27 protein-coding genes and 1 pseudogene are annotated in these 23,431 nt (G+C 35.7%); 6 read left to right on the top strand and 22 right to left on the bottom strand.

From position 1 onward, the window contains the following. Positions 1-509: 509 nt before the first annotated feature. Positions 510-1,253, top strand: a complete 744-nt coding sequence (locus tag AC1DYB_RS09010) for a DNA/RNA non-specific endonuclease (protein ID WP_477434210.1) — start codon at positions 510-512, stop codon at positions 1,251-1,253. 39 nt (positions 1,254-1,292) lie between these two features. On the opposite strand, the gene AC1DYB_RS09005 is transcribed toward AC1DYB_RS09010, so the two are convergent. The 12 genes from AC1DYB_RS09005 to AC1DYB_RS08950 all read right to left on the bottom strand — a co-directional run bounded on the left by AC1DYB_RS09005 (position 1,293) and on the right by AC1DYB_RS08950 (position 11,664). Then, on the bottom strand, positions 1,293-1,598 hold the full coding sequence (locus tag AC1DYB_RS09005) for a helix-turn-helix domain-containing protein (protein WP_477434208.1): 306 nt from the start codon (positions 1,596-1,598) through the stop codon (positions 1,293-1,295). A gap of 121 nt (positions 1,599-1,719) precedes the next feature. Further along, positions 1,720-2,163 carry a hypothetical protein gene (locus tag AC1DYB_RS09000; protein ID WP_477434206.1) on the bottom strand — a complete coding sequence of 148 codons (444 nt, stop codon included), beginning with the start codon at positions 2,161-2,163 and terminating at the stop codon, positions 1,720-1,722. Positions 2,164-2,230: 67 nt separating this feature from the next. Continuing rightward, the gene (locus AC1DYB_RS08995; protein ID WP_477434204.1) at positions 2,231-2,962 is read right to left on the bottom strand and encodes an N-6 DNA methylase; all 732 of its coding nucleotides are present in this window, start codon (positions 2,960-2,962) and stop codon (positions 2,231-2,233) included. Between the two features lie 701 nt (positions 2,963-3,663). Beyond that, positions 3,664-4,506: a hypothetical protein gene (locus AC1DYB_RS08990; protein ID WP_477434202.1), complete on the bottom strand. Its 843-nt coding sequence runs from the start codon at positions 4,504-4,506 to the stop codon at positions 3,664-3,666. A gap of 10 nt (positions 4,507-4,516) precedes the next feature. Beyond that, the gene (locus AC1DYB_RS08985) at positions 4,517-4,993 is read right to left on the bottom strand and encodes a hypothetical protein (RefSeq protein ID WP_477434200.1); all 477 of its coding nucleotides are present in this window, start codon (positions 4,991-4,993) and stop codon (positions 4,517-4,519) included. Between the two features lie 566 nt (positions 4,994-5,559). Beyond that, a complete protein-coding gene (locus AC1DYB_RS08980) occupies positions 5,560-5,853 on the bottom strand; it encodes a hypothetical protein (protein ID WP_477434198.1) in 294 nt (97 codons plus the stop codon). 215 nt (positions 5,854-6,068) lie between these two features. Then, complete coding sequence (locus tag AC1DYB_RS08975) at positions 6,069-6,293, bottom strand: DUF2158 domain-containing protein (RefSeq protein ID WP_477434196.1); 225 nt, start codon at positions 6,291-6,293, stop codon at positions 6,069-6,071. A gap of 24 nt (positions 6,294-6,317) precedes the next feature. Next, the gene (locus AC1DYB_RS08970) at positions 6,318-7,493 is read right to left on the bottom strand and encodes a DGQHR domain-containing protein (RefSeq protein WP_477434194.1); all 1,176 of its coding nucleotides are present in this window, start codon (positions 7,491-7,493) and stop codon (positions 6,318-6,320) included. Between the two features lie 5 nt (positions 7,494-7,498). Then, positions 7,499-8,002, bottom strand: a complete 504-nt coding sequence (locus tag AC1DYB_RS08965; RefSeq protein ID WP_477434192.1) for a hypothetical protein — start codon at positions 8,000-8,002, stop codon at positions 7,499-7,501. Continuing rightward, positions 7,995-8,816 carry a DNA adenine methylase gene (locus AC1DYB_RS08960; protein ID WP_477434190.1) on the bottom strand — a complete coding sequence of 274 codons (822 nt, stop codon included), beginning with the start codon at positions 8,814-8,816 and terminating at the stop codon, positions 7,995-7,997. Before AC1DYB_RS08960 ends, AC1DYB_RS08965 begins: the two co-directional genes overlap by 8 nt. A gap of 1,029 nt (positions 8,817-9,845) precedes the next feature. Beyond that, on the bottom strand, positions 9,846-10,976 hold the full coding sequence (locus AC1DYB_RS08955) for a hypothetical protein (protein WP_477434188.1): 1,131 nt from the start codon (positions 10,974-10,976) through the stop codon (positions 9,846-9,848). 172 nt (positions 10,977-11,148) lie between these two features. Then, a complete protein-coding gene (locus AC1DYB_RS08950) occupies positions 11,149-11,664 on the bottom strand; it encodes a hypothetical protein (protein WP_477434186.1) in 516 nt (171 codons plus the stop codon). 75 nt (positions 11,665-11,739) lie between these two features. On the opposite strand from AC1DYB_RS08950, the gene AC1DYB_RS08945 reads away from it, so the two are divergent. Next, positions 11,740-12,474: a hypothetical protein gene (locus tag AC1DYB_RS08945; protein WP_477434184.1), complete on the top strand. Its 735-nt coding sequence runs from the start codon at positions 11,740-11,742 to the stop codon at positions 12,472-12,474. A gap of 224 nt (positions 12,475-12,698) precedes the next feature. Here AC1DYB_RS08945 and AC1DYB_RS08940 read toward each other — a convergent pair whose 3' ends face one another. The 3 genes from AC1DYB_RS08940 to AC1DYB_RS08930 all read right to left on the bottom strand — a co-directional run bounded on the left by AC1DYB_RS08940 (position 12,699) and on the right by AC1DYB_RS08930 (position 14,734). Further along, positions 12,699-13,571 carry a hypothetical protein gene (locus AC1DYB_RS08940; RefSeq protein ID WP_477434182.1) on the bottom strand — a complete coding sequence of 291 codons (873 nt, stop codon included), beginning with the start codon at positions 13,569-13,571 and terminating at the stop codon, positions 12,699-12,701. 123 nt (positions 13,572-13,694) lie between these two features. Next, the gene (locus tag AC1DYB_RS08935; RefSeq protein ID WP_477434180.1) at positions 13,695-14,237 is read right to left on the bottom strand and encodes a hypothetical protein; all 543 of its coding nucleotides are present in this window, start codon (positions 14,235-14,237) and stop codon (positions 13,695-13,697) included. Between the two features lie 86 nt (positions 14,238-14,323). Further along, complete coding sequence (locus tag AC1DYB_RS08930; RefSeq protein ID WP_477434178.1) at positions 14,324-14,734, bottom strand: hypothetical protein; 411 nt, start codon at positions 14,732-14,734, stop codon at positions 14,324-14,326. Between the two features lie 154 nt (positions 14,735-14,888). Here AC1DYB_RS08930 and AC1DYB_RS08925 point away from each other — a divergent pair, with 154 nt between their 5' ends. After that, entirely contained in the window at positions 14,889-15,137 is a 249-nt protein-coding gene (locus tag AC1DYB_RS08925) for a helix-turn-helix domain-containing protein (RefSeq protein WP_477434176.1), read from the top strand. Positions 15,138-15,163: 26 nt separating this feature from the next. Here the strand turns inward: AC1DYB_RS08925 and AC1DYB_RS08920 are convergent, their stop codons facing one another. Together AC1DYB_RS08920 and AC1DYB_RS08915 are read right to left on the bottom strand one after the other, a co-directional pair. Further along, positions 15,164-15,694, bottom strand: a complete 531-nt coding sequence (locus AC1DYB_RS08920; RefSeq protein WP_477434174.1) for a hypothetical protein — start codon at positions 15,692-15,694, stop codon at positions 15,164-15,166. Positions 15,695-15,728: 34 nt separating this feature from the next. Further along, a complete protein-coding gene (locus AC1DYB_RS08915; protein ID WP_477434172.1) occupies positions 15,729-16,208 on the bottom strand; it encodes a hypothetical protein in 480 nt (159 codons plus the stop codon). A 778-nt stretch (positions 16,209-16,986) separates the two neighbouring features. On the opposite strand from AC1DYB_RS08915, the gene AC1DYB_RS08910 reads away from it, so the two are divergent. From AC1DYB_RS08910 to AC1DYB_RS08900, 3 genes and pseudogenes are all read left to right on the top strand, one after another. Then, positions 16,987-17,604 carry a hypothetical protein gene (locus AC1DYB_RS08910; protein WP_477434170.1) on the top strand — a complete coding sequence of 206 codons (618 nt, stop codon included), beginning with the start codon at positions 16,987-16,989 and terminating at the stop codon, positions 17,602-17,604. A gap of 45 nt (positions 17,605-17,649) precedes the next feature. After that, positions 17,650-17,835 (top strand): annotated as a pseudogene (locus AC1DYB_RS08905) (helix-turn-helix domain-containing protein); the annotation flags it as partial. A gap of 12 nt (positions 17,836-17,847) precedes the next feature. Continuing rightward, positions 17,848-18,231 (top strand): hypothetical protein, encoded by a 384-nt coding sequence (locus AC1DYB_RS08900; RefSeq protein ID WP_477434224.1) that lies wholly within the window; start codon positions 17,848-17,850, stop codon positions 18,229-18,231. Positions 18,232-18,317: 86 nt separating this feature from the next. Here AC1DYB_RS08900 and AC1DYB_RS08895 read toward each other — a convergent pair whose 3' ends face one another. The 5 genes from AC1DYB_RS08895 to AC1DYB_RS08875 all read right to left on the bottom strand — a co-directional run bounded on the left by AC1DYB_RS08895 (position 18,318) and on the right by AC1DYB_RS08875 (position 23,402). Then, entirely contained in the window at positions 18,318-19,316 is a 999-nt protein-coding gene (locus AC1DYB_RS08895) for a toll/interleukin-1 receptor domain-containing protein (protein WP_477434168.1), read from the bottom strand. A gap of 153 nt (positions 19,317-19,469) precedes the next feature. Continuing rightward, positions 19,470-20,021: a hypothetical protein gene (locus AC1DYB_RS08890; RefSeq protein ID WP_477434166.1), complete on the bottom strand. Its 552-nt coding sequence runs from the start codon at positions 20,019-20,021 to the stop codon at positions 19,470-19,472. Between the two features lie 26 nt (positions 20,022-20,047). Continuing rightward, on the bottom strand, positions 20,048-21,925 hold the full coding sequence (locus tag AC1DYB_RS08885) for a hypothetical protein (RefSeq protein WP_477434164.1): 1,878 nt from the start codon (positions 21,923-21,925) through the stop codon (positions 20,048-20,050). A gap of 89 nt (positions 21,926-22,014) precedes the next feature. Continuing rightward, the gene (locus AC1DYB_RS08880; RefSeq protein ID WP_477434162.1) at positions 22,015-22,431 is read right to left on the bottom strand and encodes a hypothetical protein; all 417 of its coding nucleotides are present in this window, start codon (positions 22,429-22,431) and stop codon (positions 22,015-22,017) included. Positions 22,432-22,502: 71 nt separating this feature from the next. After that, positions 22,503-23,402: a hypothetical protein gene (locus AC1DYB_RS08875; protein ID WP_477434160.1), complete on the bottom strand. Its 900-nt coding sequence runs from the start codon at positions 23,400-23,402 to the stop codon at positions 22,503-22,505. Positions 23,403-23,431: the final 29 nt, after the last annotated feature.

The raw sequence follows: 23,431 nt of genomic DNA, 5'->3' as shown, positions 1-23,431 counted from the left end.
ACATTATGCTGCGCTCCTGGCTGTACATTCTTAGTATCTTTCTTATCTTACTCATGCTGATTATCGAGTTGGCCATGCTTTAGAAGGTATATATGTACCTCCAAAAGATGGTTGCTTCTACAGCATTTGCTACGCGCTACAGGTGGTCAGTTTACCCCGGAATGCCCTGGTCAATTTGCGCCGGAACCGATGGTCAGCTTGTACCGGAATTGGGTGGTCAGTTGCACTGGAATCTCCACAACCAATTTTATAGAATTGCAATAATATTGAATGTTAAATCAATCAATATTATTGAGACAAATATATTAAAATCAACATTTATACCCGGTATTTATAAAATGTCTCACTTTCGCATATTGAAAGCAAAATCATAATATCCTTATAAGCGTAATTTATAGGAGATTTACTAATGAGAGTATATTTATATATAGAACGTGTTAAAATCTCCCTATAGAGACTTAGGTCAATTATTGAAATGAGTTCCTATATTTATAGCCGAAATCTCCACTATGAAAAGACTTTTATTATTGATTGCTTTTAGTATTATTACTTTAACCGCTAAAACCCAAGATATAATAAAATCAAACCTCTGTCCCAACTGTGTTATCTGGGTAAATAAGTACTATATAAGTATTGCAGACACAGCTAAACACAATCCAATCATTGTATATCACCTTATAACTAAACGGCATCTTGAAATGGCTGATAGTTTAAAGGCCGACAAGTCAACTAAAATCAACCGAGCTAAATATCCTTTCAAGCCTGTAAATGGTTTCCCTAATGAAACAAAACTCTATAGTACTGCCAACAAAATATACCGTAAGATCAACCCTAAGAATGTAATTGCAAAAGGACATGTAGCATCAGCAGATGATTATTCCTGGAGTACTGGAGGCATGGACACCTCAATGAGGTACACTTTTAACTTGGCTTTAGAATATCAGAGCCAGAATGTAGGTACTGAACTCGGGACAGAATATATGTGTCGGAATATGGCACGTAAGTACGGGGAAGTGAAATGCTGGGGCGGAACATGGGGCTCACAAGGAGCTATAACAGATGGTAAGATAACAGCAAACTTTCCTGCTATATATTGGAAGATTGCTGTTTATAACGGAGAGGTCCATTGTTACTGGATGCCTAATAATGATGAGGGAGCCGGTCAGGCTAACTACCCTAAGTTTGAGATTCCATTAGGCGAATTAGTATCTAAACTGGAGTTTAACCCAATGGAGGTTGTTAAAGGTGACTGATGTAAAATGCCTGGCTGATTAAGCCAAGCATTTTACTTGTTAAGATATGAATTTCAAGATGTTATTAATTTCCTCTTCCGTAAAATATCGATTCTTTCCAACCTTAACTCCTTTAATGATTCCTCTGTTGATCCAATTGTGAATCGTTGTTTTAGTAACCTTAAATCTTTTACAAATATCAGCTATTGTAAAGATCGATTTGGTCTCAATAATTTGATCTCGGTTTTTAGATAGTACAGCTTCTAAACTTTCTGTGAAGAACTGCTTCATGATTTGTTCCAACCATTTAAGTTTAATCTTCAATCTAAGTTCCTTAATGGTGTGTTGGTCCTTTTGAGTTAGCATGGTTTTATATTTTAAAGTGAGACAAAAAGATTAAATTGGTTAGTTTATAAGGGGGAAATTATAATTATCTCACTTTAACATATTGAATAAAGACTACTTTGAGGTCAACAATAACGATTATCTACATTGCCAACTGTGAAACTCTGTTGAACTTGGCTTGTTCAATCTGATCAATAAATCTTAATAGTACCTCTTTATCCATTCTCGCCGTTTCAAAAGCTAACTTAGCGCCACCATCTGACGCTATAATGCAAACATGTCTTCGTGTTGCGAAATATGCTATTACAAATATGATTGCCAAGATAATAGGAAGAACGATTGCGGATTCATCCCCTCTTTGAATAGCTAATAATGCGGCTCCTAATGCCATTATTCCAGTAAGGACAAGCAATAAAGGGTAGCTACTATATGTAGCTTGAATTGAACTTACTTTTTCCAGCATTATTGACACAGTGCTATGCTGTCCCCAATTGACGCTGTTACTAGAGCGAATACGATGGGTTGTTAAAACAACTATGTTACTGTCTGTTGTTGTGAGGATTTTTTCACCGTCGAATAGATTCATTATGTGATAGGTTTAAGTACGCAATATAATAAGGAATCAGTAATTCTGCAATCAGTTTAAACACTGTTTAAAACAGCATTCCTTGCACTCCGTTAATGGGCTGCATTGCTCTAATTGGTTCAAAAGGCTTATCAAACTTAGGTTTGACTTCAGTACCTTTTAAATCATGCAGCCAGATGTGGCTTTTTGACGATTCTGTAAACTCTGTATAGTATGGAAAGTGATAGCCATTGACCAAAGTGGTATTAAGCTTATAGCCGGTGTAAAACTCATTGCTTAAAGAGTCCATATGCGCTATTTCACCAGTAAGTGAATTAAAGAGCATATTGAGTAATGCCATTTTACAACATGTATTGTCCAAGTCAGCGCCATATAGTTTGAGGTGACGGTTGATCTTTGCAGCAGCTAACAACATTCTACCGGAACCACATGCGCAATCAGCAACGGTTTGTCCTGGCAATGAATTGTCACCAACTGACATTGTAGCCATCATATCGCATATTGGTGTTGGTGTGAAGTACTGACCATTATGGCCATTGGAAATTGCTTGCATATAAAGTTCCCCAAGTGGATCATTAAAGCCTTCTGAAAGGTCCCCAATGATTGTAACAAGTGTTACTAGTTGTTGTACTTTAGGATTAGTTTGGTACTTTTCTAGTGCAACGTTTTGTGATTCTGCATCATCGAATTTCCTAAAAGGTAACAGTGTCCAATCAAGTATGTCAACAAACGCAGTGTGCAAGGATTGTCCATAAGCAAATCGTTCAAATTCCTTTAGAAGTTGTTTAATGTCTGTCATAGCGGTAAGTTTTATGTCGAGTGAATTCTCGAACGACTCACTGCTGGACAGCAGCACTAAGGCAAGGTGGAGATTGAGTAATTGTGGAGGCTCCCGATAGGGATACCCAATTAGGAAATACTACCTTGAAATGAAATGACTTCGTGGGGATGTATCAGCTAACTTTGTGTGTAGAATTAGGAGTAATAATTCCCGTAAAATAAAACACAATTGATTAGTTCATATACTCAAACCCATTGTTACTTGGAATTGTAACTAGCGGTTGAGGCTTAATTGCTATTTCGGAAGCCCAATCAAATGAGCTCTAACTTCCCGTATGCACTGCTTATTAAATGACTTAATCAATGGCTTATGAACATGATATGTGGAAATGTAGCTTTTTACAAACGCGGGCATACCCAGGGTCTTTAAAACCGCTTGATTTGTGCCGCCTTTTGCTCTACAAGCGCCTATTATAATATCGCAATTGCCTGTTATGCAATTGTTTAAAAACTCCTGGACTTGGCTCCCCTCGTCTCCCGCTGAACAAAAACCAATTGACAAGCTTCCAATTTGCATTTGGCACCCGATATCTCCATTAGACCAATAATTTGAGATGACTGGTTTATAGTATAGCCGCAACCATCTAAATATTACTCGTAACGTGGTTGATTTACCACTCCCGCTTTGACCTCTAATAATTATTGCCCTTTTCATTTGACTTAAATAACAATATTATCAATAACCTCTATCCCGAGAATATTCTTAATTTGCATTAACTCACTGGGTAATCGATTTTGTAGGGCTAATATAACCCTGGCGTTCGGTATCTGATTCTCTGATTTTTGAGTAGCTTCAATAACTGCGATATATTTCACACATTGAAATAAACCTCGTAATATATCTGCATCTGAAGATATAAATGATTTTACCTCTACTCCGATTAAGAGGTTATTGTCTTTAAATAAAATGTCTAATCTATCCCCTGAAGGCAATTTATATTCGACTTCTCCTGTCAGTGTCTCTAATCCAATCAAATAAGGATCATTCGCAATAGCCACTTTAAACGCTCTATGATGTTCACTTTCGCCACCACCAAATCCCATTTCACAAGCCTTTTTTATAAGTGGTGCTAAATTTATCGAAACGGGTTCGAGGTTAAGCTGTGCAAGTACCCAATCCCATTTGGAGTAAGTGTTTATTATCATTAACTGACTACTAATTACTTCTCGTTTCTGGCTTTTTGTTAATTTCCGAAAGTTGCTAATGCGAAGAAACCCATCGAAGCCCTCGCCTGGAAGATTAGTTGATTTACTTAAGACCAGGCATTGTATAGGTGGGATTTGAGTTTTTTTTCCTTTGTTTAGCATTTCGATGGCATTACCGATGGCCCCGAGAACGTAATTTAGATTCCTTGGGTTAGGAATGTCGACTTCCCGCGCTAAATCTGAATAATATATTGGCTCACCGGCTTTAGCTTGTCTAACAAGATAGGGTAAAACTACTTTGGCTCGCTTAATATATAGCTTATCTTGATTTAAGTAATTAAGCCACTCTTGTCTCATAGCCATCAGATTATAAAAATTGTTTATAAATGCACATTATATCTTCTAATTCTGCCGCGCTAAGATTTGAACTTTTAAATGGTTCCGGCAGTTGATCTTTACTTATTTTAGAATCGACAACCTTACCAATAAGCTTCTCGACACCTTTCCTTGTGCCCGCATGCAAATAAATAAACTGCGGGTTAAGCCCTAGATATCTTCCTATCCTGTTCGCAGTGTCATAGACCGCCAACCTTGCCACTCCTTTAACCTTGCACCTATCAACGATATTATATAGGTCATCGAAATATTGTGCTTTTCCAATAGCATTGGAATTTTCAACTAGGTTTTCCAAGAACGCTTGCATTTTAACCTTTTGAAGTCTGTATTGATGAGGGTGTCTTTTTAGGTGGTTGTTTTCCGCTAACGCGGCGACACGAATAGCTGATAATAAATCAGGTTGCATCTCACAATATGAAATCCAAGTATCAGGTTTTTCAAGTCTCATTTTGCGATAATTAGAAATGATATTCAAATATTTCTGAATCATGTCGTGAGGTTATCAGATCCTTGTTTTGCCTTGTGTAAAGACATTTCAATAAATCGCGAGATCAAATATGCGAGGGATACGTAACCTGTAAATGTTTGTATTAGAGCGTATTTTCTGATTTGAGCAGGGACTTCAAGAGATTCCGATCTATTCAAAAAGTTCCCTATCGAGTAATATAGCAATGTTCCCCTATCTCTGGTAATTACATTGTGGCTTAAAAGCCCCGTTTGATAATAAAACTCGGCAAACGACACTAAGTTGATTGCTAACAAAAAGGCAGATATAATGTAGATGCCAGGTATTTTAATCATTGGCATAACTTCGAGTTTCTTAAAATTTCCCAATAGGAAAATAATTGAGAAAAAGCAGAGTGATAAACTGATATAATGAATAACTGAAATAGAATATATTTCTGTGTGGTAAAAGCTCCAACAATCGATAATTAGAAACACCAATAAGCCAACCAAGATCTTCATTACGTTATCACCATTGTCAAATAGTTTTTTCTGTGTCATAGTAAGTAATTAGTTTATATCGTATTGTATTGATTTGCTCTCCCAACTGTTCTTTTCATAAACGGTAAGTTTACTATATCCGTTATTAAAATTATAGGTATAATCTGCCTTTATATATTTTGCAGGGGCTTCATCGATCCCGTACATCGAGGTAATCGGATACTCGGTAAACTTTGCATAGTCTTTATTTATAAAGAAAGTGATTACATGAAAATAACCGTCCGCAATAGAGTCTTTCTTGGCTTTGCAAAACATTCTTAGCGTATCAATATTTGGATAATTGCCGCATACATATAGAGTCATTTCATTGTATGAGCCGTCACTTTTTCGAGTTTCCCTTTTAACATCAACAAACTTATAAGGATATGATGTTACTGTTTGATTTTTCGACGCTTCTTTGGAAGTAGTCCTCGTCGAATCACAAGACTGAAATAAGATAATTATCGCGGACAGAAAAGCGGTTGTTCTGTAAAAGTGTCGTAGGGCTTTGAATTTATAAGTCATTGATAAAGCTAAGACTACTCCGCGCTTTCGATCATCTCGATCTTAAATGGCGCTAATTCCAGTTTACTTCCAACAAACCATTGACAAATTACGTCGCCGTCTTTGTAGCCCCCATGCTTTAATAGATTGTGATTTAATTTTTGACCAGCACCAGCTTCGCTTGATCCAATTATACTAAAGACGGTCATGCTGGGGCCGCCAGATTTCAATTTAACAGGTGTTCCAACTTTGAATTCCATTTTTTATTTTATGTAAAATTATGTTTAAGTAGTAGAAGGAGGACTATTTAGTCCACTTTGTTCAAGCAGATGCCGGTACAATTGTCCCTGTCCCGATGAACCCGGAATATATACCTCCTTTGTGAACTCGCTTTCTTTGATGCTTATTTTATTGAAAATCTCTTGGAATTCCAATTTGCTTATGACAGTTCCTATTTTATTAAAACTTAGATAAGCATCTCTAAAGAAACGCATTAACGCTACAAACCCAGTTGATTTATTTAACAAATTGGCATCGGAACCAGAATTCCATGCTTTTGGCCATTTTTGCTCTACAGCATAAAAGTAGTTCCATAATAGCTGGGCTATATCTATATCCTTTTCGTCTGATATAAACATGTTTCTTAGGAAAAGTCTATTTAATTCATTTCCAGAAACCAGAGGTAATGTAGAGCTATTATCCTTATTCTTTTTATAGAAATTCCTGTCCGCCTGGGCATCGGATGTAATGTATTTTAAGAGCGATTTTACAAAAGTGTCTTGAGTTATAGTTTCAGTATCTTTATTGACAGCGGTCCCAAGGATTTTGATCTTCTTGTAAAAAGGGCTTCCTTGCTTATTATTTAACGCTCTTGCAATATTGTGTCCAGTCTTTTGTGGGCTACGGGATTTAGCAAATGCGAACAGATCAGCAACTAAGGAATTGCTAACACTTTTCTGTTCTTTATTAATAGTCGCAAATACTAATGCTTGATCTTCCAGCTCCATATCAATGTATATAGTTACGATCACTTGGAATTTTTCCGCAGGTTTTTCAAAGTGTCGTAACCCTGCAATTCTATGTTGACCATCTAAAACTTTTGCTACGCTGTCAGCATATCTAATATGCATGGTTTTTGAATTACTATCATAGACAACATCATCTGAAGATATAGCAAGTATTATGCTGTTGGGAAAAGTTGCATCGATTAGATTTACGTATTTGCCAATTTCCTTTTCCCTATTGGAGTTTAGTTGCCTTTGTATACCTATATAATCTTCAACTTCACGATTATCGATTCCCAATTCTAATCGTCGAACATCTGCGTAGCAAATAAATTCTAACTCTCCACAGTCTATAACAGCGATGTACATTGAACCAATTGGCTGTATTGCTTCAATGCAGGAAACACTTATATATTGACCAGAAAATATATTTTGTTCTTCTAATTCTATTTCCATGATTATTAGCTTAATGAGTCCTGAATAGTCTGTTGTTCGTCACGTCTTTCTTGAGGAACATCAAGGGACTGCTTATTAAAAAACACCTGCGACATGTAAAATATTACGATTCCAATGGTCAATGACCCTATTGAAGCCCATTTCATAAAGCCAGGATCTGATTTTTCATCTGTTGTAATTATAGCGTAAGTGCAAGAAATTAAAACCAAGCCAACCAGTATAAGCTTATTCATTCCAACTTTCCAGTCACTAGCACTTATTTTGAGTTGATTAAAGACTAAATATGAGGAGCTCAAAAGTGCTATGCAGTAAAGAAAGAAGTCCCCAGCAAGATACGTATGAGTTAAATTAATTGAAAGCGTCTTACGATAGCTGTTGAAAATCGCTAATATGGTCGGCAGTGTCGTAAACACGATAACTAATATAGAATCATAAATTGATGTCAACCGATAACGCGGAATCTTCGGCAATTTAAACCACATCTTTAACTTTGCGATGGTCTCACTCATGGCTTTCGTTATTTGTTATGTTACTGTAAATAAGTTCATTATATTTAGCTCTTGTTGCTCCTTTGCCTCCTATAAGGCTTGCCCTTTGCAATTTCTTAAAGTCGCCTATGTCATAGTATAGTTCTTCAATGCTTTTATGCGCTGCATTTGTCATTATATAGTATGCGCCTCTTCCACTTATCTCTTTGATATAATTACTTAGACGCTCTTGATCCTTCCAAGCAAATATTTTTTGATTGTATTTGACAAAGCCATTATTTTCGTGAGCGACTGTGTATGGCGGGTCCAGGAAAACAAGGTCATTTTCTTTAACATTAACTAAAGTATCGACAAAGTCGGAATTGAATAATTCAACGTTAGTTAACGCTGTGCTTGCCGCTCGTAACGCATCGGGATCAAAAAAATTTTTGTTTCTATAGCCGAATGGAACATTGTATTTCCCTTTGAGATTAACGCGATAGATCCCGTTAAATGAAGTTTGATTGAGATAAATGAATTTGGCAGCCTTTTGAGCCGTGCTATCATATGATGCACTTCTTATTTCGTAGTAATCATCAGCGGTGTTTTTGAACTTAGAAAGCTCAACTATTACATTTTCAACATCAGTCTTTACTGATTCATAAGTTTCAATAAGTTCTTTGTTTAAATCAGATAAAAAAGACTTCTTTGGCTGTAAGGAAAAAAATATTGATCCTCCACCAAGAAAAGGCTCATGATAATCATTAAACCCTTTGATAGGTATATAGTCCGGTAAGTGCTTAAGAAGCCAGGTTTTACCACCAGCCCATCTTAGAAAAGGTTTCAGGTTACTCATTTAGCGTTTAAATATAGTCGGTTTATCTGATTCGTTACAAATTATTTTATAATCTCTTAACATACTTCATATTATAATATGTTATACGCTCATTTTATCTATGAGTTAGATGAAATTCTCCTATTAACAGAGGTTTTAATCGGCTGCTTTTAATTCCATAAATGAAACATTTAGCTACGAGAATTATCAGTTATGGAATTAAATGCAGCATCAAACCGATAGGTTTGATAATTGAATTGATAAGTAGCCAGCTCACCACAGCGAATTGAGCCAAAGGTCTTCTTAGAGAAGCACGTAGTGCGATATGAAGAATGTCTTACACAAACAGGCACAAAGCCATTAAGTTACTTCCTATAAAGAAAAACTTTGTGCCTGTGCAGCCTTTGGCGATTAGCTGGTGAGCTAAAATTATAATGAGCGACTGGCTGCATAAATCTTGAACGTTGCAAACGTCACCTGGTCGAATAGACCAAGTGTAAGTGCAGCATAAGTGAAAGGTTTATAAAGACAGAAGCAGCTCATGTGATGAGAGACTTTGCAAACTCAAACATTATGACAGGTCAGCATAGCTGGTGAAGTGAAACGTGCTTGAAAAGCTTGTTGAACGAAATGAAACCTGGCGTTATGTTTGAATTGCTTAGGAACGAAGAACACCTTATTTCCAGTAGTCAAAGTCTGTCGATCGTTATTTTCTATGTACTTTCAAATAATTTCGTCTCTTTCAAATTCAAACACTTTCCTTTTAAAATTGTATTTATTATTGATACTCATATGAATGTGATCCGCTTAGATATTACATTTTTACTATATTTGTTCTATGTCAGCCGTGTTCCTAATATTTGTTGTATGCATTATAGGCGTAGAAATGTTGGCTATTTATAGTCCATTGTACTACGTATGTTATGTTGTTTACAAGTTTGATCGAAAGGTTGGTGACGGAAGGCTCACTGTAATATTGTTGACGCTATCTCTCATATTATCGATAATTCTTTTCCCTTATGCTGCAGGGCTGTATTATAAGATAGCCTATTAATCCTTTTTTAAAGTATCGGGGCCAAGTTCGTCTTTGTTGTTATTATTTATTACTTGGATATTCTGAACATTGATGGTTTCATTGTGTATATGTTTAATTTCCTTGTAAATCTTCTTTTCATCCTCGGCTTTTACCGGGTTTGCAACAGAACCAGCTTTAACGCGATCTATACTATCTCGCCACTTTTCATATCTTATTTTCCGCTCCAAGTCTTTGTCTTTATCATAATTTGATTGGTTAGATAGAGATTTTAACAAGCCATCTGATTTAAAATCGAATTTATATTTGCCTAATTCTGCTTTAAGTTCAGTGTTGTCAGACAGCGCGAACAAGGTAGCTACAAAAACTATTCCTCCTACAATCAATCCGTTTAAAGACATTTTACCTTTAGATTGCATCTTTATTTTTAGGTAAAGTTGCTCGTTATCCTCAAATCCATTAGCCTCGCAATACTCCTTATAAAAGTAAGTTAAGCCGGATAAAAAGTCATTGAAAGCAAAGGCGTTAATATCTTCATCCTGGTTGATTTTGATCGTAAAATATATCCGATCCTCTATAATGTACAAGGAAGAGAGTTGGCCTTCGATTGTCTCACGGTAAGGATTTGCATAACTTATTGCAGAATGGTTGGAGCTTAAAGACCGAAAATCATCATTTAAGTCAGTTTTGTCAATTTCCTTTAGCCATTTAACTTTTCTACGCTTTTCAGGCATGGGCTCAAACTTCCCTTCAAAAACGAATGTACGTTCGTCTTTTGTTAAATACGTAGAACTCTCGACTATTCCGAAAGCATATTGAGAAGAACCCTCGTCAGGCATGATGATCATGTCACCAGGCTTTACGGCATGTTCGAAATTAATTAGTTGGTTTGCCCAACTGGTAACTGTTCCCTCTTTGAAGTCGTAGTTCCGTTTTATCGAATTTCGAAGTTGATCAAATGTAGGTTGATCTATGCGAGCGGCAACCTTTATAAACTCATAAGGAATACTATTTAGTCCTAAGCCAATAAATCCATTTTCGTAGTACTCATTATAAAGCTTACCAGAGTAGCTTCTTATAAACCAATAATTACGATTGGTATCAACTACCCTTACATTCTCAAGTACCTGTTCAAAATCTATGTCCATTTATAATGCAGTTTTAGCTTAGGAGTACAATACGGTTATCGGGTAAATATAGTTATTATCTAATTAATTTATATATGGCACGAAGCTCAATATTATAATGTAATTATTAGGCATATTAAAGGATGTAATTTATTTATCATTCTAGACAATAGATAAATAAATGTATTCAGTGCTAAAAAATAAAGGGAGGATTTGCTCCTATAGCCATGCTAAACGCCTTTATATAATTTATAATAACTTGCAATTTAAAATCATCCCAATAAGGGGCCATAGCAGCAGAATTATCATTTTCGATCAATATTGTATCTAGCACAAACTTATAATCATCCTGTTGGTTTTCTACAGCTTTTATAAGTTCGTTATGCCAATAAGTTCCTGGCATCCTTGATAAAAATTGAAGTTGAATATCTATCTTCTCTACAACGTTAATTCGTGGAATTTCAACAATCTCGCTGCTTTCATCGTTTATCAATTCTAACCTTACACATAGATCACTTTCAATCTCTTTTGAATAGTGATGATCGAATTTGTTCAAGATGCCGAAGCCGAAAGGTATATCTATTGATTTGATGGTGTAAAAGAAGTCTTTACGCTGACCGTCATAATAATAATGCTCCTGGTCGTAGCTCACAGGGAGAGTCATGGCATTAGCCAACCATAGTGCATTGTATTGCTCGGTTTCGGTCATGCGATAAATTTAAAATAAATTCTTTAATGTCAACGATGGACTGAAATATATCCAATCAATATTATAATATTGCCAATGACTTCAGAGCAACCTAACCCACAAGAACAAGCTAATTTGGCATCATTGCAATTACAAAACCTGTACGATGCATACTACCCCTTTCTTATTGATTTCCTAAAATCTAAAGAAGCATTTGATAGAGGTATCTCCTTTCCTTTATTGATAAAACCATTCCCGGATTATTTCAAGGCAGAAATAAAATTAATGATTGTGGGACAGGAAACCCAAACGTGGTCAATGTCGCCAAACGTGACTTCAATTAAAAATGAGACGGTTGATGGCAGGGTAAAATCCCTTATGAGTTTATATAGGAACTTCGGTTTGGGGAAAGATAAGTACTCTCCATTTTGGCAATTTGCTCGTAAATTAAATAGCAAATTCAATTCGTCTTCTGAAGCTTTCTTGCATAATAATATCAGCAAAGTAGATGAGAATGGTGGCACTCCTGCCTGGGACATTTTCCATGGATTAAGTGCTACAAGTAGCCATTCAATAATCAATCGTGAATTTGAGATATTGAAACCAAATGTTGTTGTCTTTACTACTGGCAATAAACTTGAAGGCTGCTTGCGATCTGTTTTTAAAGGAGTGATAGTAGAAGAGATAGACGAAGCTATTTCTCGTGTAAAACATAAATTATTGCCTTATCATTCTTATAAATCCGAACATCCGCTAACCTTAAGATTAAATGGACACTTTGACAAAGTTATTGATTTTGTTGGCAAGGATGTTACACAAAAAGTAGTTTAGTTACTCTTTATGTTGACTGAGATATTTGGGCTTTAAAATTACAATAGAGAGCCTGCTTGGCAAACCCTCTATTGTAATCATTATCTAACGAACTCTCCATGAATCTTTTATTTTGTTATTATCCTTATCCTAGGCCCTCCATTAGCGGCAATGACCAAATAAGCGACGCTTGGCGTGATTGTATGTGTAGCTTAAGGGTAAAGAACTCCTTATTTCAAGTGAATTTAAAATAAGCGAATCGGTCTGACCATATGAGCCCCACCCCCATAACTTTGGTGTAGTTCTCCTGAAAATTTACCATTAAAGAAATCCAAATAGTATGCCAGTTGATATTCGCTACTCCCAGTTGAACTCCAAAGTTTAGCGAACTGATTTATATTGTTTATCAACGCTCTTTGAACATATAGCTGCATTAATTGATCGTTTGCAGGCAGGAACCAATCTTTAAACCCACCGCCGCTATAGTCTTGGCAGATTTTTGCTGCATATTCGTAATTCTCCCCCTGTGACTTAATAATATTAAGGGTGTTTTTATATCCATCTGTACGACTCTCTGAGCCTTTCTGAATAGGTTTACCTTTCTGAGCCCAGCTGACAACTTTGTTGATGGGAGCTTCTTTAGATACGATTAAACCATGATTTCCTGTATTGTCGACATAAAAAACTATTCCACCCCCATAAATCTGACCTGTAGTTATCCCTCCAACATTTTTGTTTGAACCATAATTCACTAAATAATCTTCGTAATTAAGGTCTGGAATTTTGTCTTCATTTATAAATATTAATAAATTATCACTTGCTCCTGAATTGTTATCGAATATCATTACTGATGGGTCGAGAAAAACGCATTTTAGTAAAAGTTTGTCGTACAATCGATCTATTAACAAGGATTTCAAAGCTGGGATATACTCCCATTTACCAATTTTAACAGAACCTTTATTCAGAATTAGAACCTCACCGTTACTTCGAAAAATAAGTTTTTCCATACGATTATGTTCAATTAATATCCAAGGTCTATCTGCTATTAATGAGCCCTCATTTAACGATAAACTGAATTCTTTCAATCTTGGAATTAAGTTTCTGATAATCGAGTTCACAATTAGTTATGTTTAGGTTAGTTGTTATTAGTTATCAAGTAAAGATTAAAGAAATTTTCCATTAATATTGCAACTCTTCGCGGTTTAAATTCATCCCAATAACCAGCCATAGCGGCAGAGTTATTAGGCCAATTCGGATAGCTGTTCTTTTAATTTTCGATTCTCTGCCGATAGCGTAGCTATTAGTTCTTTTTGACTCTGTGTTTCTAATCTAAGATCTTCATTTTCAATGGAAACTTTAGCTAATTTATAACCCTGATATTTATCGAGTCTTTCAAATTGCTTATATGCTTTTATAAAGCCATCAACTGAAATGCTGAAATTCTCCTCCTTAACATTCCCAAACGTATCTGTATATGCTATGTACATTACGTTAAAAGCATATCCAACAGAAACGCCACAGCCGTTTATCTTAAATCTCCATCCGTTTTGCTCAATATCTTCGATTTCTATTCCATTCAAATCAAGCAAATGCATAGTTGAAGCATAGTTTTGGATGAATGAACCGCTAGTTAATTCGAAAGGAATGCTTCCAATGACTTGCTTTAAAATGTACTTAAGGTTTAGTACTTCTTTTGCGGCTTCGAAATTCTGATGCTCCTTGTAAGTAAGATCTTCTTTAATTGAATAATAGACTATTTTATTAATAACTTTTACTTCTGCCATGTGATTGAGTTTAGAATGATAAATATAACAAGATATTATAAAAGAGCATACCCTAAACTATGCTCTTTCATCCAAGTAATGAAGTTTTAAAATCGATCAGCCGTCAATTCATAGGAAGTGTCATTTACAATGTCTGTGTAAGTCTTCCAAGCAACATATCTGTTTTTAATCCAAATAGAAGTAGTAAAAGACAATTTCCTGCTTAAAACCAATTCCCAACTTGAAGATTCATGATCATTGCTTTCCTGTAAAGCATATACTTCGTCGGACTTCTTTTTCAAATAGAATGTTCTTTTAGTTCCCGATATAGTCATTGTTGCTGAGTTCTTATTAACGATCAATTTCACGGTCATTCCAATATATTTTTGTAATCGGCTTTGCTGTACATCAGAAATCCATTCAGCATCTTTCGTAGGCTCCGCTTTGATTATCTTAAACGTTTGTGCTTTAAGGCTAAAATTTAATGATAAGAAGATAAAGCATAGATAATATTTCATTTGATAAGGTTTGAGTCACCATAATCAGTCCTTATGGTTAATTAATTTAAAAGCATTGACTGGATGCCTGGACTATTAAAACGAGCCTAAATTAAGAAAAACACTTAGTTATTACTAAGTAAACAGTCGCGTATCTTTTTATTCTTTAGTAGCTGTGTCAAAACAGCTTAAAACGGATATCGAAACCTTTGTGATTAATAAGGTTAAAGAGAAGAGGGAGCAAGCAAACCTTTCTCAATCTGAACTTGCTGTTAAATTAAATGTGTCAAATGGCTTTATCGGACAGGCTGAAAGTTCCAATTCACCAACGAAGTATAATCTGAATCATTTATATAAGTTATCTATTATATTTAACTGTTCAATTAAAGACTTTATGCCCGACAATCCATTTAAACAAAAATGAGCCCACTCGAAGCTCATTTTTGCTTGTCATTCAACTATAGCATCCTCGACCATTATTAAAGTATTATCATTGTCAGCCTCTAAAAGACGGGCTTTCCAATAATTGTAATGATCTAACAAATCGGTGTCAACAGTGATGGAATCCTCTAGGTCGTGTTGTGTTGTTTCGTACATTGTAGCTCTCCACGCGCAACGAATCATTCGGTTATAATTATGCTTACCTACAACTTTCCGAATGTCTGTATCGGTCTGTAGTTCGATAAAATAAATATAGTCCTTCACTGATAATGTCAGGCTGCAAAGGACACTGACAAATTCGAATAAAACACAGCCCTTATAGGTATCACCTTTTTCATAATTGGTCATTATATAAGTACGGTATTTTGCATTACTCATTCTTGAAAGGGTATACCGTAAATCTTTCATGATCCCTGCAAACACTTTGGTGATCTCCATATTTTTATGATGGGTGTCAATAAAAGGTGGATGATAGGGTTGAAATAAACGCTGCACCTCTTCGGGCGCAGCGTTAAGCATTTCTAATACTGTTGTTTCCATAAATGAATTGTTGTTAAATGAAGAAGGAGCCGTATTAGGCTCCCTTCTGTAGTTGTTCGATTGTGATTTTCTTGCAGTCTTTAAACCCTTTGTCTAAGAGTAGCATAGCTTGTCGGAAATCATCGACATTATAAAGAGTCACGTTAAGAGCGTCCTCGATAAATATTGAAGTGTATGCCTCCGCAGTATGTTTATAAACACAACGCGTTAGCAGACTATCCAGATGATTACCGATTTGCTGTTTAAAATTAAAGTTCCGTGCAAAGCTGATGAAGTTTTGCCCCTCGTGTTCTTCAAGTTGTAAATGGATTAAAGGACTGTAAAAACCATGTTTTGTACTAAGCCCGATGGAATTGTAGTCAATTTCTATCAGCGTTCTTAAATAATCTGTAGGATACCGTTTAATAAAGTCTTTTACATCAGTGATGATGGCGAAATAACTTGCTGTTACAGCTTGATTTTTGGCTTCTAAAGCCACTTCTTTTGTTGGTGTAGTTTGTGTTGTTGCTTTCATTTTAGTGAGTTAAATGGGTTAAAATGGGGTTGAATTACTGTATGATGGGGTGGTAAAGTGGAATTTTTACCTTAGAAAGTGCCTTGAAATGTGGCCCTTCGCTGGTAGGTCGATGGAATAAAATCGATTTGGCAGTAGGACGATTGTCATTGGTAAAGTGATTTTTAAATTACTGTACACTATGTATAAATGATAGAGTGCTGTCGAATCGATTTTACATCAACATAGCGGAGGGGTGCTAATGTGATAGACTCCTCGACCAGACAACACACACAAAATTTTAATTTATAAAAGTTTACAGGAGATGGTGATTTACCGCCTCGTCATTTTTTTATAAAAAAATAATTCATTATGCACTATTAATCAGTTTTTTATGAAAGAACTGTCACATGTGTTGTAAGTTGTATCAGTAGTAGTTGACAGGAAATGTTCGAGTGGATTAAGCAATTGAAAGTCAGTAATATAAAAAGTAAAATGTTATAATCTTCCTGATAAACACACAAACATATAGACTATTGCTGGGTATAAACGGGCCCGTCTCTTCCTGATATGGTTAGAGAATTTGTCAGGAATAAACACTTAAAAAGACAACTTGATATTCCAAGTGAATTTGATTTTAAGTGATTAATTTACAGGGTTTTAAATTCAATATTATTAGAAATTGGCTTAGGAAGTTTGGGCAGATTTCCTTATCTTTATATTATAATCGAAAGATCAAAATTCTACAGATAATAGCTCGACCGAGCTGAAACTAATAAAAAACTCAACACAATTTATAATGTATTTAAAAAATATTCCAATGCCGGTATTGTTCGGTGTGAAAGGACTCGTAATCAATTACACAGATATTTTAACATATTTTACTCTAAAGACGTTCATCGAAACCGATAACAATACCACCATCATTCTTACTTATGAGGATATCGCATCAAGAATTGGTGCAAGGGAATCCTTCGTGAAAAGTAGTATATCGACTTTAGTACTTCTCGGATTGGTTTCACAACAAAAAGATTCACTTGGATTTACTTACAGTTTTACCGCTGTTCCCGTTCCCAAAATCATGGTTCCAGTAAGTATTTTAACTACTGAACTTACATTTGAAGAGAAAGCTGCCTTGCTTGTTTTAAAACTATCATGTATCGAAAACCCTGTTGACATATTAATGAGTATTGAAATGTTCATCAACCAGGTAGGTATTTCGGGTGAAAAAATGGTTGAAATGTTCGAGAGTCTCGAATCAAAAAAATATCTCCGTTTGGCGTGTGGTGGTGGTAAAAAGCCAAACCGCTACTTCCAGCTATGTGGTCGAATTGATTGGGAAACAAACGATAATAAGGGCCTCTATCAAAGTTATTCAGAAATTGTTCTGAATAAGAATTTGTCAGATAAAGGCTAAAGAAGGTTTTTACTCTCATTTATTTAAAAATTGAACCGCTTTTATGTGTCCAAGCCTTATATAATAGGCTTGGACAAATTAGGTCTGAAATACGTCGACTTATTGACTTATGTGGCCGTTAAATCATTTAGGAACCATCAGGATAATAGCTGTTATCCAGCCTACGAAACTATCGGGCAAAGGATGGGGGCATCAAGATCATTCGTTATAAGCTCAGTTGACCGATTAATAAAATCGGGTTTCATGTTTAAAGACAAACGTTACAACAACAGTAATAAATATCATTTTGTAGGTAATGATCTTTCAACAAAGGTCCCTCCACAAATTTTACAACTGGACCTCTCGATATATGAGAAGGCAATGCTACTAGTAATGCGACAGTTTGCTAGTGGAACACCTACTACTATAATGCACGATATAACCTGGATTTCAAATAAATTGGGGGTGACTTATAAAACTGTTTACACTCAGATTCAGGGGCTTATCGCTAAGGGTTATTTGGTAGAAAAGATTCATTATAAGGCAACAAGATACGAGTTAACTGACCTTTTAGATTGGTATTATGAACGGGATATATTTAGTAGTATAAAGTCCACGGCGGAAGATTTTATTTTTTTGCTCGCTTAATGCGAAGCCCTAAAAGAAATTGAAACAACTAATAATAAACGCCCTGGCTGATTAAGACAAGGCGTTTTATTTAATGAATGATGAAGCTATGTGCGCTTCTTTCGCACAAATTCAAATAGTGTTGAATATATATAGCCGTTTAATGCTTTTGTGAGTAATTGCTCATTGTTATTGCTCCATATAACATGTAAATCAGTGGTAAATCGTGGTTTAAATATCGTTGACCAAATTTCTTTCGGTTCATCTCCTGGGAAATAATATTCTGAGCTGTCCATTAACACATACTTATCCCAAACTGAAACGATTAGTTCATTCTGTTCTATTGGTCGCTCAAAGGAATATTTGTAATAGATGTTCAGGCCGACATCATTAATGTTTAAAATGCATCTGTGGTCTTTATAGTCTGATTTAATAAATAGCTCTGTAAGGCTTTTATATTCTATTGATTTATCCTTGATGCATTTAAATAACTCTTTAAGTTCATTTGCTATTTGATTTACTGCGTCATATGAATTAGCATAGGCTTTTACCTTTTCTGCTAATTGTATACTATTAGCTAAATTTCTAGCCTGTTCTAGCACCGGATCAAAAGACTGTGTTAAGTCTGGCTTAGAACCTTTTACAGGTTTCGATATTTCAGGTTCTTCGTAAAGCACCTTTACCAAATTAAAGGCATCTGATTCAAATTTATCATCAGATGTCATATCATGATAAATCAACGCTTTTACATAACCTGGACTGCTTGTGGATTTATTGCCGGTTCGTAAAACAGGGATAAACTTTGTGTTGTCATTTTGAATATCAAACAACGCTGTTGTAATAATTGAATGTTCGTAACTAACACCAGCCTTTCCGGATTCTGCTTTTGCTTTATAACCGGGAGTCAAAATTAGCAAAACCTTGTCTGCTCTCTCTATAGATGACTCCATAAAGTAGGTCATTACTTTTCCCACTTTTAAATCGTACTGATCCAAAATGACATCCATGCTGCCTTTTTCAATTAAATAATCCGCAAGCTTTCGAACCCACTCTTTGAGTTCTTGTGAATCCCATGAATATGATATAAATACTGTTAAGTCCTGCATGTTGATCTGTGATATTTATGGTTCAGCTTATTTTTAAAAGTATATAAAGATAGGCACATTTTAAAATACGAAAACGACCAAGCTGATAAGCCTGGTCGTTGATTGGTAGGGACATATTTCCGACCATGCTATAGTAAAGAACATTTAATGTCCTTACATGCCATAAAAATTAAGTAGGTCTTCATCGTCGAAATCGTCATTGTTAGAAGTAGTCTTACCCGGTAAATTATCATCCGAGTCAGGAAATTGAGCGATTTCCCAATTATAAATGAATGTAGTGTAATCTGCTTTAGTGGTTATCGTTCTCTTTTTGGATACTCCTTTTACTTCAATAGTAGCCCCTAAGAGATTTTCATATGATAAATCCTTTCTACCAATTGAGCTATAATAATAAAGCGGATTAAGGCAAAGCTTAAATTTGACTTCATCAATAAATGGATCAGTCGGGAGGCTTTTGTAATTAGCATTCGCGTAATAAATTGTTTTCCCTTTTTCATTGGTAACATAGCCGAGTTCTTTTATAAGATAAAGGCCTTTACCAAAGTTCGTTTGCCAATCGTCAGAAATTGATTTAAGGTGATATTGAATCTTGACCTTCTCGGCTGCCCTTTTTTCTTCAGGGACGAGCACTGTGTGCATTATGCCTGAGTTGAATTTTGACCAAGTGTTATACTCTGGTAACGATGTTGCGTGGATAATTGTCATATTATAATTATTAAATTGTTTATTGTTTAAAATGTGTTTAAATGAGCGTTGGGAGAAGTTAATTTGTTTGATCTGGGATATTTAAACTCGCCTAAGCGATAACCTCTTAATTGGTTTCCATCCCTAATAATGCTGTGTGTTTCAGTTGTTTCGAAGTATAGTTTAATATCTGTGCCGGTCGCAACCATTGGGGTATTTGAATATGTGTCATAAATACCTTGTAGTTGTTCCTTGCATTCATTGTTAGTTAAAGTTTGGTTGGTGTGAAAGGAAATATCTACAGCTTCGGTAATTACTTCGGATACCTTTACCTTCTCTTTATGCCTGTTAAGAAGTCCCAACCTTAGAGCTTTGAGTTTAAACTTTGCATTTATCATAAAAGCCATACCTAAATCAAAGTAGGCACTGTAAACAACCTCGTCCATAAGATAAAATTCGTTTCGTTCCTCGTAGAAGGATAAATCAAGATTGAAGGGGCCATTTTTAGTTACAAACTCGTCAAGCATAATAGCGACTTCTTCTCTGCGCTTGGCACCCGCTACAGCATCTTTTCGCATGATGTCCTCGTCGGTTATTTTTAATCGGACAAAATCTTCGTTTACAATGAAGTAGTTAGTCCTTTCGTATGCCGCTATTAACTTTAAATGATTGCTGTAGTAGGAGGAAACAAACTGCTGGTGCTGGATATTATCGGCCAAATACGTGTCAAGCTTTCCATCTGTCATGAATTTAATAAAGGGCGCTTCTTCTAACATTTGACCGACAAGTTGTGCTTTAAAAGGATTAGTTGGAGATGCCTTTTTATAATTCTCAAGAAGTCTATAAAGAGACAACAGTTCGTCTATTTCCGCTTTCATTTCCTTAGGCGCCTTTAATGGGATGTCGGGATTATAATTGCTGATATGAACCATCTTCTTAATTCCCTCTCTAAACCTGCCTGATATTTGTATGGCGTCTGTCATGGGGTCGATTTTTGAATGAGTGGAGTGATAGATATTGGTAACCATAACGATAACCGGTTTGATATCAGGAAAGATCATATCAACGGCTGAAAAGAATCTGCCAGTAAAGAAGTTCACTTTGGCAAGCTCCCCTTTGCAGCCTTTAATAGAGGTATAGCTGTGCTTAACTCCAGTAACCTTAAAACGCTTGATATATAACCGATGCGACGAAAACACCATTGCTTCGCTCTCGAGTTTAAGGTCGGATATTGTCTTGGTTATCGTTTTTGAGCAGTTGGTGAATATGCAGATTGTTTCCTCTGGATTATCTTTTATAAAGTTCCTTAAGACCGACGCTACATTATTGGTACCGATTAAATCAAGTGGCTTTCTGTAACTTTTCCATTGTTTATGAGGTCTGATTTTAACATATGTGAACCCATGCCTTTCAAATCTTGAATCCCTTGGGGTTATTGGTGTAGCTGATACCATTGCCTTTCCTTTGAATAGGAAGAAATCTTTCATTGGAAGTTTGATCTTAGGCCTGTAGTCAACATCCTTAATCATTGACTCACATTCGTCAAGCAATAGGAAATAAGTTTCATATGGGTCTTCGCCCTGGTTTTTTATAGCCTGAATTACCATGTTGAATTTTTCAGGGGTGCAAAGGATTTTCTTCGTTTGGGTTCCTCTGGACTCTATATATGTAGTTATCTTCTCAATATTTACGTTGTCGTAAACGCCTATTAAATCTATACGTAACCTGCCTTCTTTGTTAAGTATCTTTCCTTCAATTACAGGAACGAATGGCAAAACGATGATAGAATTACGTCGTGCATTCATTTCTGATGTAGTTGCTCCGATGCCTGGAATACCTTTATTGTAAATAGTATTGGTTTGCATTAAAGGTATGATCTCTAACATCTTTTGACCTTCTTTTATGTATTTGATAACTGTTTTCATGATCTGGTACTGGGACATTTATAAGTTAATACTAGGGGTAGTAGGAAATTTTGTCTTTAATGTGGATTCATCAAGGCTTTAGATTTGAGTTAGAAAAAATCAAGTTCAATATCGGAGGGAAGAAACCCCATTTCGTCGAGGAGCCGCCAATTAATCACGTAGACCTTTTTATTATCTTTTAAATAATGATCGAGACTGTTGATACAAATGACCTGACCTAATAGGTTTTCAAGTGAGATGTTTGAGCCATTAGAGTGCTTATTGTACAGGGGGGCTAGCGGTATAGGAAAAATAACGTTTGTATCGAACGCGTCCTCAAGATTGCGCTTCCAATATGTATAACCAATAGCCTGTTTTTTATTAGCTACAGAGTTCTCCAATTCCTCGATTACTCCAATGTGGTAAAATCCTTCTACAATTGTGGATTCGCCCCAAGGTTTAACTCGTAAAGCATTGTAAGCATCTATAACTGCTTGAGTTTCGGTGTTTATTGTGTGATCTTTCATGCCCCAAAGAAACCAGGGGAATAAGGGAACAATCAAGGAGGAATTGACAACATAATTTCCCCCTCATAGAATTATTTGGTTTTGTGGTACCGAGTGGTGCGATTTGAGTTCTTGATCAACGCTTTAACGAAAGCTACTTTATCGATGTCTTTAACCCGTTTCGTCGATGTGAATTTCTTGTCGGGTAGGTTACTTTTTAAAGAAAAGTCTGATCCGTAATGATTATTCACCTTGCCGGAATATTTGAGGAAGTCGAATAGGTAAAGGAGTTCAAATAGGAATAGATGTTGTTTCCTGCTTAATTCAGTTGCGAGATATCTGTTAAAATAGCGTTGTAGCAAGCTTATTATTTCTAACAAGTAAAAGTGATGGGGATTATCAATTTTGAATTGCAGGCTTTCCTTAAAGGTAGTAAGCACATCTAAAGAGGGGATTGCTTTGTGCTTTTTAAGTAAACCCAATAGTATAACATCATTTGCTTTGATGGCTTTATAAAGATGGTCTATAGCAAAACGGGTTGCACCATAGTAGTTAAGCGTTATCGGTAATCCAGAATGAGGGCTTTTGATCTGTAGTTGAACCTTTTTGTCTATGGCTTCTTCAATGGTATTATGCTTTCCTTTAGATTTGGCGATCTCGGCTTCGTTCATGTATCCGATAAAGAAATCTATTGCATTAGCGGCATTGGTTAAATCATAAATGTTTTGGTTGTCAACTTCGAGTTTGGAGTAAAAGGATTGGGTTATATATAAAATGTAGTTATGATGGGCAGATGGAATTTTAAACTTTGACATTAGTTGCTCCCAGGCATCAATGAAGTAATGTGTTTCAGCTTCGTTTATGTCAACATAACAGGTACGGCTTTCGACATAGCTTTCGCCTTTAATTGCGTTAAGTTTATAATAGGCATTGATCTCGTCGCTATAATCTTTTAAGATTAATAGATCGAACTCTTCATCGGTTTCAATCACGGGCCGAAAATAGAAAATCCTACTCCGAT

This window comes from Mucilaginibacter sp. P2_A4 (assembly GCF_056405015.1).
Note: the sequence above shows the minus strand (reverse complement) of the source record. Positions and strands in the feature narration are given on the sequence as shown.